Genomic DNA, 12,984 nt, shown 5'->3' on the forward strand with positions numbered 1-12,984 from the left:
TAAAGCAACCGTATATTGCCCAAAAGCCGGGTTTTGTACTTCTACACGATGAAATTTAGACGCTATATCTACAAGCTCTAAGCCTACATCTATATTAATATTTAAACTAAATTGGCTGTTTGGCGCCTCACTGTGCTGCGTTTTGCTATATACAGGGCTTAACCACCCCTGAGGAGCGTGAGTTAGGCTAGTTTGCGCAGCTTCAATATTTGCGCTTATTGTGTGATAGCGCGGCGTAATGGTACTTGGGAAGCGAATAGCAAAGGTGCCATTGCTGTAATCAATGATCTCTTGGTATTCAAGCTCTATCACAATTTGCTCGCCAGGGCCTATATTTGCCACGTTAGTAATAAACATATTAGCGCGCTGCTGGCGTACAAGTGCGGCTTGCTTGCCTGCATTTTTAGCTGCCTGATACTTTTTTTCGGCCTCTACTTTTTTATCTATTTGGCCTTTTATGACTCGCTCACCTATGCGCATCGTCATCGCATGTACGGCGCTTTCACCAGGTAGCGGAAACACATAACGCGCATTTACCGCAAACGGATTATCGTTTTGATAAGTTTGCTTAACGACCACGTGATTTATCAGCCCGGTTAGGGTCATGTTAGCATCGCTTTTTAATATAATTGCCGGCGCGACAGGGGTACCGCTGCTGTCAAAAAGTTCAAGCTTGGGCGACTGTGCCCGGCTATTAAAACTAAGTAGAAGCACAGCCACTAAGAAAATAAAAATGCTTACTTTAGTAAGCATTTTGGTTGGGTTACTCAACATAAAATCACTCCATCGAACGCTTAACTTTACACAAATAAAAGTGGCTTTAGTTACTTGCCGTTTGGCCATTTACTGGGTTTATTGAGCGGGTAGTAAGTGTTACGCGTCGATCAAAAAAGTTATCTTCTACGGTATTGCTGCGCGCTAATGTTTGTTGCTCGCCAAAAGCGTGCGCACTTAAACGTGTATGGCTAATGCCGTGCTTTATAAGGTAACTTTGCACTGCGTTTACACGTTTTTTAGACAATAAAAGATTCGCTTGCTCATCACCGCGCTGATCGGCAAAGCCACTTAAATCTAATGCTAGTTGCGGCTGATTTTTTAACAGCACCACAAGCTGGTCTAACTGCGTAGCAAAGTGCGGGGCAATAGCACTTGAGCCTGTTTTAAATTGTACTGTCATGGCGAGTAAGTTATTTATTTGCGATTGTGTTAACTGCTCATTTTGATTAGTCAGTACATCTAACTGCTGCTCTAGCCTATTGTTTTGATTAAGTACCTGTTGGTAGTCACTGGTTTTTTGCTGCATCACTGTTATTGCTCTCTGCTGCTGGGCAATTTTGTCATCAGCTACTTTTGAATCACCAATTAAGCCCCCGGCAAATGCGCCAATAAAAGCACCAATTGGCCCACCAACGACACCACCAATAATGGCGCCAGTACCTAAGCCGATGGCAGTTTCTTTATGTGCTTCTTTAGAAGGGGTGTTAGCGGCTGCTGCAAATGCAGGTGTACACACTGTGGCTACTAGCGTTAATGCGATTAATGTCTTCTTCATAATGTAATCCTTAAACTTGTTTTAATTTGTGATGTTTTGTTTTGATGGTTGTATTAAAACAGCTGCAAGTGGCAACAAAGGGGAGCAAAAATGGCAAACCGCTGAGCAATTGTGGCAAAAAAATGGCAATTGCCTTTTTAAGCGTACATAACTGAAAAACTTCGATATAGTGCGTTTTAAAATAAATAAGGGTGAGTAGAATGAAAAAAATAGCCATCATTGAAGATGAAACCGCCATCCGCGAAAACTATATTGAAATGCTTAGCGCCCAGGGTTACCAGGTAAGTGGCTTTGCTAACCGCGTCAGCGCAGAGATTGCATTTAAAGACGCCCTACCCGATTTAGCCATTGTTGATATTGGTTTAGGCCACGAAATAGACGGCGGTTTTTTGCTTTGCCAAACCTTGCGTACGCTTTCTAAAACACTGCCTATTATTTTTTTAACCGCCCGCGATAGTGAAATAGATACTGTGTGTGGCCTGCGTATGGGCGCCGATGACTACCTAACAAAAGATATTAGTTTAGCCCACTTGGCTGCCAGAATAGGCGCGCTATTTAGACGCATGGAAGCGCTTGAGCAACCCGCCGATGCCAATGCATTAATTACACGTGGCCAGTTAACGCTCGACACCCAGCGCATGCAAGTATTTTGGCAGCAGCAATTAGTTGATTTAACCGTGACTGAATTTTGGATGTTGCATTCACTTGCGCAGCGCCCAGGCCATGTAAAAAGCCGTAACGATTTAATGAGCGATGCAAAAATTTACGTAGACGACAGTACTATCACTTCGCATGTAAAACGCATTCGTAAAAAGTTTATCGCCCTTGATAACAACTTTGACTGCATAGATACGGTGTACGGCATGGGCTACAGGTGGGAACAACGCTAATGTTACGATTTGGCCTGCGCAGTAAATTTATATTACTGTCGTGTTTTTTGTTTTTACTGCCTTGGCTTGGCTACGAGTACGTGTGGGAAATGGAAAAATTTTTACGCCAAGGCCAAGAAAAAACCCTCGTAGGCACCACTCGCGCGCTCGCCACCGCTCTGCATGAACGCCCAGCCCTTTTTGATGAACAAACCAACTTTTTAGACCAGGTAGTAAAAGGGCGCGACTTATATGCGTACAATCTTAAAAACGCCATTCAACTCGATGGCAAACTGAGCGACTGGCAAAGCTATCAACCACTCTTTTGGCATTACGATAAACGCTATTTACAAAAAGCAGACAAGGAGCATAAAGCTGAGGATTTATCGTTTGATCATATGGTTGGCAAGTTTGATAACTATTTATATGCCGTGTTTAAAGTAACTGACGATCACCTTGTATATCGTGCTAAAAATAGTTTAAGCATTACTAATAACGACCATTTAATAATTGGCCTAAAAAGCCCAGCCGGAGATTTTAATACGTACATTATTGCCCCACGCCAAGATGGCTGGGTAAATGCGTTTGATGCTAATACCAAAACACCGTTTACAAAAATTCAGGGCTATTTTATACGCACTGAATCGGGATATAACGTAGAGCTGCGCTTTCCTATAAATATGCTTGGTAACAAGCTAGGCTTTGCCGTGGTCGATATTGACACAAAAAAAGCGCCGCTCGATTTTAAAACAATGTCGACCTCTAATTTAAATAACCCAAGCGATTTAGGCTCGGTATTGGTGCCCTCACCAGAAATTAACCGAATTTTAAAAGGTATGGGTCACAGTGGTAGCCGTATTTGGGTGGTTGATAATCATCATCGCGTATTAGCGCAGTCGGGCACAATTCAAAATGCCGATGGCGTATGGGCCGACGGTCTTAAAAACCAGCCGCCTAAAAATGCCTGGCAACGCTTTGAGCAAACGTATTTGCACCCACTTTATTATAAAATTTTAACTCGCCCCGAAAACGAATTTTTAGATACCCTGCACGATGTTGCCTCAATGCAGGGCACGCATTTAGCTAAGGCACTGAAGGGGCAACCAGCGTCGTCTTGGCGGTTAACGCCCGACAGTAAAGCCGTTATTTTATCGGCGGCATACCCTATTTGGATAGAAGATAAAGTGATTGGCGCAGTAATCGCCGAGGAAACCACTAACGGTGTACGCACCCTGCGTAATAAATCGCTCGAAAAGCTTTTTAACGTTATTTTAGCGGTGATGCTAATTGGTACCGTTACGTTGTTCTTTTTTGCCTCGCGTATTTCGAGCCGCATTAGGCGACTGCGCGACACCGCAGAGCAAGCTATTGATGCTCAAGGGCGCATTACCGGCAGTATTAATTACAGCGACTCAAACGATGAAATAGGCGACCTTTCACGAAGTTTCGCCAATATTGTTGGCCGCTTAGGCGGGTACACGAATTATTTAGAAAATATGTCATCGCGGTTATCTCATGAGCTACGTACACCGGTGGCTGTGGTTCGCTCTTCTTTAGAAAACCTACAAAGCTTGGAGCAAAATGAGCTTAGCCAAAAATACCTAGAGCGAGCTAGTGAAGGGGTTGAGCGATTAGGTAAAATAATAACCACCATGAGCGAAGCCACGCGCCTTGAACAAAGCATTCAAAGCAACGAGAGCGAGCCGTTTGATTTACAAAAAGTAATTAATGGCTGTATGCAAGGCTACCAGCTCACTTACCCTGAGCAGTTATTTGACCTTGATGTATGCCAAAGCCCTTTACCTATGCAAGGTGCTCCCGAATTTATAGCTCAGCTACTTGATAAGCTTATTAATAATGCGCTGGAATTTAGTGAAGCAAATACGGCTATTAATGTAGGTCTTAAGCAGAGCGAAAATAAAGCAATATTAACAGTGAGTAATACAGGCCCCGCCCTGCCTGAAGGGCTAACTGAGCATATTTTTGATTCTATGGTGTCGGTACGCAGCCAGCAGATGCAGCAACAACCGCACTTAGGCTTGGGGCTTTATATTGTAAGGCTGGTGTGTGATTACCATAAAGGCAGTGTCACTGCGCAAAACAACGAGTGCGGTAATGGCGTGGTGTTTAAAGTAACCCTGCCTTTACAAAGCTAGGCTGTGCATAAAGTGGCGCCCTGCTGAGCCGCCCTTATTTTTTGCACATCGATTACAAATTAGTACAACTTAAAATGTAACTATTCACTTTTAATTCAGTCAGACGGCCATACCCTGAACGCTAATTAAGGAGAATAGATCATGAACAATCCACTTGAGCGTGAAGAGATCGAATTTATTTTTGATCTATACAGGCCCCAAGAGCAAGCACCTAGCTTGCCTTCAGAGCCTGCCACCTCTACATATAAAAACTTACGACAGCCAGAACAAGTTAAAAACGAAGGCGTGTCTGAATACCTCAGCTAGGGTATTACCTATTGCGTTGCTTGCTCGTTTTGTAAAAACGCTTTAATGCAGTTTATTTCTGCCAGCTTTACCTCTTCGCCTATTTCTGGGCCTTTTTTGCCATTTTTAAGTGCTGTTTGCACTACCTGCTTTTTATCCATTTTTTGTAATTCATTAAAAATTGCACGCAGCTTAGCCCCTTGCGGATAGGGCTTATTTACGAGCGTTTCTCCGCGCCCTTGCGCATCACATTGGCATGCTTGGGTAAACGCAATAAATCGCTCTGGGTGCACTAATGCATTTAAATTAGTGACAATTAATTTATGAATCGTTTGTGGCCTTAATTGCTCAAGCGTATGGCATAAGGTGTGATTATCGCTGGTGAGTACGCCAATATCGCGAAAACGATTAGGCACTTTTAAACGCTCACAAAACTTTTCTACTATGGCTACCCCTTCGCGTTCATGGCCGCGTAAATTACCGCGTTTTTTAAAGCTCAGGGCCTTACCAAAATCATGAGTGAGTGCCGCAAACCGTGTTTCTAAATTAAAATTTAAATCGGCAGCGCGCCTAAGTACCAACATAGTATGAACAAACACATCGCCTTCAGGGTGGTGGTTTGCAGGTTGCGGCACACCTTGCATACTCTCTATTTCTGGGAAAATACCTAAGCCATGTAGTGCTTGAAAATACAGTTCAGGGTGTTTTTCACCCAGCGCTTTTTCGGTTTCGAGCCATACGCGCTCGGGCACTAAATGATTAAGCTCACCTTTGTTTTTAAGCTCGCGCATTAATGCATAAGTACTTGGGTGAATACGCCATTCGCTTCCGTAGCGTGCTAAAAAACGCGCTATGCGTAATACCCTTACCGGGTCCTCTACAAAGGCTTCTGTGGTGTGGCGCAGTATTTTATTGTGTAAATCGCTTTGGCCATTAAAAGGGTCAATAACGGTGCCGTTTTCATCAAGTGCCATTGAGTTTATGGTTAAATCGCGCCGTGCTAAATCTTCTTCAAGGGTGACATTAGGGCTGGCATCTACCACAAAGCCGGTATAGCCTTTACCGCTTTTTCGCTCGGTGCGACCCAAGGCGTATTCTTCTTTTGTTTTTGGGTGTAAATAAACCGGAAAATCACTTCCTATAGGCACAAAACCAAGCGACTCCATAGTTTGGGGTGTTTCGCCTATAACAACATAGTCGTTATCTTTTGATGCTATATTAAGTAGCTGGTCGCGTACCGCGCCACCAACAAGGTAAACTTGCTTAAGGTTGTGTTTCACTGTTTATCCTAATCACACTGGGTGGTTATTTGATGTCGATCATACCATTAAAATCACCATAGTTTGCCAAGCTTAAATAAGCTCATTACAATAGCGCTTTATTTTAAGCCATAGCCTTACATTCAATGAAAAATCATTCATCAAAAAAAGAACTTATGCTACTGCCTATATTACTTGTGGTTATTGTAATGTGCGTGGCGGGTCACTTTTTACTACAGGCTAACTTTCAAGATAGCAACATGGTTGAATACATGTTGGCAGCGCTGCCCTTTGCGATGTTTGGCCTAGTTATTGTGGCATTTAAAATGGCAGCTAAAAGCGAAGCCAATGAGCAAAGCGAGCAAGACTCTTAATTTTACTGTTAAAGAATATAATACCCAAACCAATCTGGTTTTATTGGTTGAGCATGCCCACTTGGCGTAAGCTTAATATTTAATTGGCTGTCTAGCAGGTCTATAGCAAAACAGTCATCTACATCATGTAAATCATCTTTATGAATATGGCTAAGGCCTGCAAGCAAGTCGCTTTTAGCGCGCTGCTTGGCCTCTGCAGCACTACTGGCAACATACAATGCAAAGTCGTGTTGCTCAGCCATAGAGTCGCTTCTGTAAGCGCCTAAATTAACAAAATACAGCTGCTTATTTTGCTCAACGTAGGTATCAACGACTTCTACTTTATAACCGTCGATATGGTTAATTGCCATGTAGCTGTCCATATGCACATTGTTTTTATCGCCCACCCATTGGCTTTTTAGCTTTGAATAAGTTTGCTCAATGCTTTGCCCTACGACAAAGCGAATATCGTGCATTTCTATGTGGCAGCCTTGAATTCGCCCGCCTAGATACACCATAAATAACTGCATTTAATAACCTTACTCTTAAATTACACTAAATTATCGACATCAATATTGTGTTTTTTTATTAACTTATAAAAATCCGAACGATTACGTTTGGCAAGCTTTGCGCCTTCGGCTACGTTACCGCCGGCCATTTTGAGGGTGTTTATTACATAATCGCGCTCAAACTCTTTTTTGGCATCATTTAGAGAAAGCGGCTCTGCACTGGCCTCGTTTGAGTTAAGTGCGTTTAACACTAAGTGCGCAGAAATTACCTCGCTGGCGCTCAATGCGACCACTTGCTCTACAACATTTTGTAGCTGGCGAATATTCCCAGGCCAGTCGTAACGTACTAGTGCATGCATGGCATCGTTTGCAAAGCGCTTTTCTTTTTGGTTCATACGTTTAGCAATACTTGCGCTAAAGTGCTGGGCGAGCAGGCTTATGTCTTCTCGGCGCTCACACAGCGGCGGTAATTTTAAATTAACAACATTTAGCCGGTAGTATAAATCTTCCCTAAATTGTTGATTGCTAATCGCATCGGGTAAATTTTTGTGAGTGGCCGATACAATGCGCACATCAATAGGAATTTCTTCTTGAAAGCCCACCGGGCGTATGGTTTTTTCTTGCAGTACACGCAGTAACTTAACTTGTAAATTAAGCGGCATATCGCCAATTTCATCTAAAAATAAGGTGCCGCCTTGAGCTTGCTGAAATAAACCTTGGTGATCTTTCACCGCCCCTGTAAATGCGCCTTTTTTATGGCCAAATAATTCTGACTCTAAAAGCTCCCCAGGCACTGCGCCACAGTTAATGGCCACAAAAGGTCCTTCGCTTACATGGCTGTGTTGATGAATCGCCTGAGCCAGCAGCTCCTTACCTGTGCCGCTGGCGCCAGAAATAAGTACATTTACTTGGGTTGGCCCCAGTAACTTTACTTGCTCAAGGAGGTGCAACATAGCGCCACTGCGCGTTACTATATTGCTTTTTTGGGGCGATTCTTCTGCGTTTACGCCATGTATTTCAATGGCTTTGGCTAGGCTGTCAAACAGCTCGTCTTTATCTACCGGTTTTGTAATAAACGCAAAAATGCCTTGTTTTGTCGCCTCCACCGCATCGGGTATAGAGCCATGCGCTGTCATCATTATAACCGGCAGTGCTGGGTAGCGGCTTTGTAATTGGCGATGTAAGGCCATGCCGTCCATTTCGTCCATACGCAGGTCTGTTATAACTGCATCAAACACTTGGTTTTTAAGAATTTGTAATGCAAGTATGCCGCTTTCGCAGGTTGTTACTTCATACCCTTTAGACTCGATTCTTAGCGCGAGTAATTTAAGTAAACTTGCATCGTCATCAACGAGTAATACTTTTGCACCTTGTGGTGTGTGTGTTGCCATAATTACTGCTCCTTAGTGTCTTCGCGTAGTAACAGCTGCTGCTCTATGGTGGCTAAAGACGATAACGTTTGCTGCATTTTGTCATTTAACGCCTGCTGCTCTTTTAGGGCATTTATTTGCCGAGTAACATGTTGCTTTTGAAGCCATAAATATTGTTTTATTGGCTCAGGCCAAAAGTAGGCTAAATCGAGTTTTTGTAATCGTGTCATCACCTCCTCTGGCGCACTTGTGGTGTTAACACACATGAATTTAAAAAAACGTTTTAGCTCTTTTTCACCTAAATAAGTATGTAGGCTTGGTTTTACTTTAAAACCGCCACATTGATTAGCATGCCATGCAACAACACGTTCTGCGCTGGGGTAAACGGGGTCACTTTTAGGGCGCTTTTTAGGATTTGGCACCGCATTTTTTGCAGGCTTAACCTCCTGCGACACTGCTGCTGTTTGTGTGTTATTTGTTTCACACCCAGCTAAAACAACCGTACTACTGAGCACACATAAAATAGCTATTAAACGCGTACGCATGCTATTAAACTCCTTGATTAATTAAAGGTATTTTTATTGTAAATAAGCAGCCTTGGGGCTGGTTATGCTCAACACTAAGCTGGCCTTGTAACTGCTCAACCGACTCTTTTACTATGGTTAAACCTAAGCCACTGCCTTGCAGCGTAACATCTTTATTATGCTTGCCTTGGTAAAATGCGCTGAATATCTGGGTTTTTTCTTGCTCTTTAATACCACAGCCTTCATCGCGCACTTGCATTATTAATAGCTTTTGCTCAAGCGCTAAGGTTACATCAACACTTTGCCCTGTATTTGAAAATTTTAACGCATTAGAAATGAGCTGGATGAGGGTCATTTCTATCAGCTCTGCGGGTAATGCAAGTGGCTGTTTTGTTATGCTGTTGTGCCAGTTTAAGCGTTGCTGCTTAGCCGTTAAGCGGTGCTCAAAATGGCTGTTTATTTTATTTATTAAATTGCCAAATTCGACTTCGCTAACGCTGTCTTTACTGGTTCTGATAGCGTTATAACTAAGTAGGCTGTCAATCATAGTACGCAGACGCACCATAGATTGGCTAATAAGCTCCAGTACGGCTTGCTGCTCTTTTGTAATGGGGCCGACTATTTCATCACTAAGTAAATCGGTGCCCTCGACCATTGAAGCCAACGGCGTTTTAAGCTCGTGGGTTACATGGCGTAAAAAGGTATCTTTTTGTTGCTCAAGCATATGTAGCTGCTCTTGCACCCATTGTAGTTTTTCGCCTAATTCCACCAGCTCACTTGAGCCTTGCACTGCAATTTTTTGCTGCCAGTGGCCTTGTCCTAGTTTATCTATTACCGACGTAAGCCCTTTTAAGCGCTTACTTATGCGCCATAAAAAGCCCCCACCCACTAGTAAAGTAAGCGGAATAAGCGCCACTAACCAGTTAATAAACGAGCTTTGTAAAGTACTTAATTCACTTTGGTTGTTTTGAATTTGTGCTGCATTCGTATCGCGCAACCACACCGTAAGCTCAGCCACTAAATCGCTAATAGGCACAAACAATGCAGCATCTTGTTGGTTATTTTCAATTAAAGCTTGATGAGTGCTACGCAATGTTGTTGCTAAGCGGCGCCACTGCATAGTGTATTGCTGTGTGGCACTGGCTTGGCTGAGCGTGTCGATTGTTTGTAAGGAGGATTGCCATTTTTCGTTTATTAACGTGTCGAGCGACTCGCTTTTTAACACCCAGTTTTGTCGCGTTGCCCGCTCTAGGCTATTAAGCTCTTGCTTTAAAAAATTAAACGACTTAGTAACTTGGTAATTATTACTAACAATAAGCTGGGTAACAGCGAGCTGTTTGTTTAACGCATTTAAAAAAACAATAACCACCAAACTAAGCGGCAGTAACGACAGCAGCATACTAATTATAAACTGACCTATTAAGTTAGGCCGCCAATTAAGCATTGCACGATACTTTTTAGCCAACGTTACAGGCATTATCATTTCCTTTTATTATTTTAAGCGTCCTATTTTAGTTACTTACCTTATACTCTCGCTGAATCAACTTCTATATTTAACCCAATATAACCACTTGTTGCCATTTAGCAACACCCTAAGCTATTGATAACTATATTAACGACTAACAGCACGTACCGCCTGTTGCAAAAATAACACACATTTAAGTAAAAAATTCCGACCAGCGCCCCATAAAAAATATAAACCATTGATTTTAAACACCTATTTAAATTGGCATTATTTTTGTAATAGTGAGTGCAACTTTAATCAATAAGGAAATTAAATGAACAACCGCTTTTTAATAATTTTACCCATGCTGGCTTTTGGGTTTATGGGCACAGATGCAATAGCTATGGACGTTCAAGCTACTTTTAATGAGCTAGATAAAGACAGTAACGGCACACTTAGCGAATCAGAAGCGGGTGAAGATGCCGTACTACACGAAAACTTTTCACAAATAGACACTAACCAAGATGGCCAGTTGTCGCTAAGTGAATTCAAAAAGTTTATTCAGTAAATTCATTTAATTAGGGAACATGATTATGAAACAACTTATTGCAGCATTTGCATTAATGTTTTTAGCCATTAGCGCCACGGCTTTAGCCTCTTCTGTCAACATTCGCTTTGCTCATTTAGACAAAGATATGGATGGAGCAGTATCGCTTGCAGAAGCCAAACAAGATAAAGAAGTAATGAGGCAATTTGCCGATTTAGATGAAAACCAAGACAAGAAAATTTCTAAAGAAGAGTTTCAAAATTTTAAACCTTAATTGTGATTAAGCGCTTTAATAACAAACTCAATAGTAACGATATTTAAACCTTTTTCTCTGGCTAGAATTTTAATCAGTTAGCGCTAAACGGGCTGCTTAAAATAGATTTATTATCCACAGCTGAAGTTAATTAAGTTTTACTTAAGCTTTTACCTAGTAAGGTAGGTTTCAAAAGCATTTGCCATAATCCCTGAGGGAATGTGTAAACGGATTTAATGTTGGGAAGTTAAATTATGGCAAGTGCTTTTTTTATTAATCTACAAACACTGTATGTTGGAAGGAAAACCATGAAGTGTGTTTTTTTTAGTGTTATCGCTATTACTATGATCAGCTTTAATGCTGTTGCGTTAGATGTTAAACAACGTTTTGATCACCTTGATGCCAATAAAAGCGGCTTCTTAACAGAAGACGAATTAGAGCCACAGCCTCAGCTACTCAGCACCTTTACTCGCTGGGATAAAAACCAAGACAAACAAATCTCGCTTCTTGAGTTTAAAGACTATTTAACCAATAACCTTTACTGAGTATAAGTATGAAGACCGTAAGCTATTTAGCGCTTGTTGCGCTGGGCCTTTTTAGCGATGTAAGCCTTGGCCAAAGTACAGAAGTTGCCGATAAATTTGAAAAGTTTGACCGTAACCAGGATGGCTTTTTAACCCGTTCAGAAACCGCCATTGACCCCGCCCTTTGGTCGCGTTTTTCAAGCTATGATAAAGATAAAGACGGCAGACTTACCCTTTCGGAATATGGCATATACGCCAGTAAGTAACTCTTTTTTATAAGCGTAAGCGCTAAATTTTTAACAGCCCTTACGCTTTTAAGCTATCTACCTCAACATATTGGTATTCTAAAAGTGAGTTTGCTAGTGTTATTTTACTAACAATAAAAAATAACCAACTTATGCAACTCAAAAAACTATTTAACCCACTACTGCTTGCCGGCTTATTTGTAAGCAGCACTGCGATTGCGCAAACGCAGGTCATTTACAACGCTAATGGTTACACCCCCTTATACCAAGGTGGTATTCAAACGTTTTCTACTTTAGTGATTAAAAACGGTAAAGTTGTTAAAACTGGAGATGATACGCTTAAAAGCACTTTTCCTGATGCCACACTTATTGATGCCAAAGGTAATACGTTACTGCCAGGGTTGATTGACGCTCACGGGCATGTAATTGGCCTTGGCGATAACTTATCGCAACTTGATGTACGCGGCGCTAAATCGGTCGCTGAAATAACCACAAAGCTAGAACAATTTGCGAAAAATAAACAAGGCTGGATATTAGGGCGAGGCTGGAACCAAGAGCTTTGGAGCGACACGCGCTTTCCTACCGCCAAAGACTTAGACAAAGCAGTCAATGACCGTCCAGTGGTACTTTCGCGCGTTGACAGCCATGCAATTTGGGTTAACAGCAAAGCCTTAGAGCTGGCCGGTATTACCGCAGCAACTCAAGCCCCTGACGGCGGCGAAATTATTAAAGATGAATTTGGCAATCCAACTGGTATTTTTGTTGATAAGGCCGAGTCGTTAATTACCCAGCATATGAGCGCCCCTTCAAAACAAGCTATAAGCGACTCGTTAGATGCCGCAGGCGCGCACTTATTAAGCTTAGGCATTACCTCTACTCACGATGCCGGTATCGATAAAACCACCTGGGAAGTTTACAAAGAGCGCAGCGAGCAAGGTAATTTGCCACTAAGAATAGTCGCCATGCTAAGTGCTGCTAGCCCCGATTTAAAGCACATGCTTCAGGCAGGGCGCTATCAAGATGCAGCATCGTTTATGTCTATCCGCAGTGTAAAAGTATATGCCGATGGTGCATTAGGCTCGCGCGGGGCTGCG

General features: G+C 42.3%; 16 protein-coding genes. 9 read left to right on the forward strand and 7 right to left on the reverse strand.

Features of this window, described 5'->3' with window-relative positions; all coding sequences use genetic code 11:
• Both B2R65_RS02955 and pdsO read right to left on the reverse strand, forming a co-directional pair.
• Positions 1-774 (reverse strand): VIT domain-containing protein (locus B2R65_RS02955; protein WP_286740914.1); only part of this gene is annotated, 774 nt, incomplete at its 3' end.
• A gap of 46 nt (positions 775-820) precedes the next feature.
• A complete protein-coding gene (gene pdsO, locus B2R65_RS02960; RefSeq protein WP_024033170.1) occupies positions 821-1,552 on the reverse strand; it encodes a sortase-associated OmpA-like protein PdsO in 732 nt (243 codons plus the stop codon).
• A gap of 200 nt (positions 1,553-1,752) precedes the next feature.
• Here pdsO and pdsR point away from each other — a divergent pair, with 200 nt between their 5' ends.
• From pdsR to B2R65_RS02975, 3 genes are all read left to right on the forward strand, one after another.
• Positions 1,753-2,442 carry a proteobacterial dedicated sortase system response regulator gene (gene pdsR, locus B2R65_RS02965; RefSeq protein ID WP_004586111.1) on the forward strand — a complete coding sequence of 230 codons (690 nt, stop codon included), beginning with the start codon at positions 1,753-1,755 and terminating at the stop codon, positions 2,440-2,442.
• Entirely contained in the window at positions 2,442-4,577 is a 2,136-nt protein-coding gene (pdsS, locus tag B2R65_RS02970; protein WP_286740916.1) for a proteobacterial dedicated sortase system histidine kinase, read from the forward strand. The genes pdsR and pdsS overlap by 1 nt, the downstream gene beginning before the upstream one ends.
• Positions 4,578-4,718: 141 nt before the next feature.
• Entirely contained in the window at positions 4,719-4,883 is a 165-nt protein-coding gene (locus B2R65_RS02975) for a hypothetical protein (protein ID WP_024033174.1), read from the forward strand.
• 8 nt (positions 4,884-4,891) lie between these two features.
• Here B2R65_RS02975 and B2R65_RS02980 read toward each other — a convergent pair whose 3' ends face one another.
• Positions 4,892-6,142, reverse strand: a complete 1,251-nt coding sequence (locus B2R65_RS02980; RefSeq protein WP_286740917.1) for a multifunctional CCA addition/repair protein — start codon at positions 6,140-6,142, stop codon at positions 4,892-4,894.
• 125 nt (positions 6,143-6,267) lie between these two features.
• Between B2R65_RS02980 and B2R65_RS02985 the strand changes: the two genes are divergently transcribed.
• Positions 6,268-6,495, forward strand: coding sequence for a hypothetical protein (locus B2R65_RS02985; protein WP_004586108.1), 228 nt, complete (start codon positions 6,268-6,270; stop codon positions 6,493-6,495).
• A gap of 8 nt (positions 6,496-6,503) precedes the next feature.
• On the opposite strand, the gene B2R65_RS02990 is transcribed toward B2R65_RS02985, so the two are convergent.
• From B2R65_RS02990 to B2R65_RS03005, 4 genes are read right to left on the reverse strand one after another with little or no spacing between them, the layout of a single operon-like run.
• Entirely contained in the window at positions 6,504-7,004 is a 501-nt protein-coding gene (locus B2R65_RS02990; protein WP_024033177.1) for a DUF1543 domain-containing protein, read from the reverse strand.
• A gap of 20 nt (positions 7,005-7,024) precedes the next feature.
• The gene (locus tag B2R65_RS02995) at positions 7,025-8,374 is read right to left on the reverse strand and encodes a sigma 54-interacting transcriptional regulator (RefSeq protein ID WP_064385318.1); all 1,350 of its coding nucleotides are present in this window, start codon (positions 8,372-8,374) and stop codon (positions 7,025-7,027) included.
• Between the two features lie 2 nt (positions 8,375-8,376).
• Positions 8,377-8,898, reverse strand: coding sequence for a hypothetical protein (locus B2R65_RS03000; RefSeq protein WP_286740920.1), 522 nt, complete (start codon positions 8,896-8,898; stop codon positions 8,377-8,379).
• 4 nt (positions 8,899-8,902) lie between these two features.
• Complete coding sequence (locus B2R65_RS03005) at positions 8,903-10,354, reverse strand: sensor histidine kinase (RefSeq protein ID WP_064385319.1); 1,452 nt, start codon at positions 10,352-10,354, stop codon at positions 8,903-8,905.
• A 301-nt stretch (positions 10,355-10,655) separates the two neighbouring features.
• Here B2R65_RS03005 and B2R65_RS03010 point away from each other — a divergent pair, with 301 nt between their 5' ends.
• The 5 genes from B2R65_RS03010 to B2R65_RS03030 form a co-directional block, all read left to right on the forward strand.
• Positions 10,656-10,889 (forward strand): EF-hand domain-containing protein, encoded by a 234-nt coding sequence (locus B2R65_RS03010; protein ID WP_286740922.1) that lies wholly within the window; start codon positions 10,656-10,658, stop codon positions 10,887-10,889.
• Positions 10,890-10,914: 25 nt separating this feature from the next.
• Complete coding sequence (locus tag B2R65_RS03015; RefSeq protein WP_004586102.1) at positions 10,915-11,142, forward strand: EF-hand domain-containing protein; 228 nt, start codon at positions 10,915-10,917, stop codon at positions 11,140-11,142.
• A gap of 287 nt (positions 11,143-11,429) precedes the next feature.
• The gene (locus tag B2R65_RS03020) at positions 11,430-11,666 is read left to right on the forward strand and encodes an EF-hand domain-containing protein (protein WP_024033183.1); all 237 of its coding nucleotides are present in this window, start codon (positions 11,430-11,432) and stop codon (positions 11,664-11,666) included.
• 8 nt (positions 11,667-11,674) lie between these two features.
• Complete coding sequence (locus B2R65_RS03025) at positions 11,675-11,911, forward strand: EF-hand domain-containing protein (protein ID WP_286740924.1); 237 nt, start codon at positions 11,675-11,677, stop codon at positions 11,909-11,911.
• 131 nt (positions 11,912-12,042) lie between these two features.
• Positions 12,043-12,984, forward strand: a 942-nt coding sequence (locus B2R65_RS03030; protein ID WP_286740925.1) for an amidohydrolase, incomplete at its 3' end; no start/stop codon positions are given.

Origin of the sequence: Pseudoalteromonas sp. UBA2102 (assembly GCF_002331165.1) — a bacterium.
GTDB classification, from domain to species: domain Bacteria; phylum Pseudomonadota; class Gammaproteobacteria; order Enterobacterales; family Alteromonadaceae; genus Pseudoalteromonas; species Pseudoalteromonas atlantica.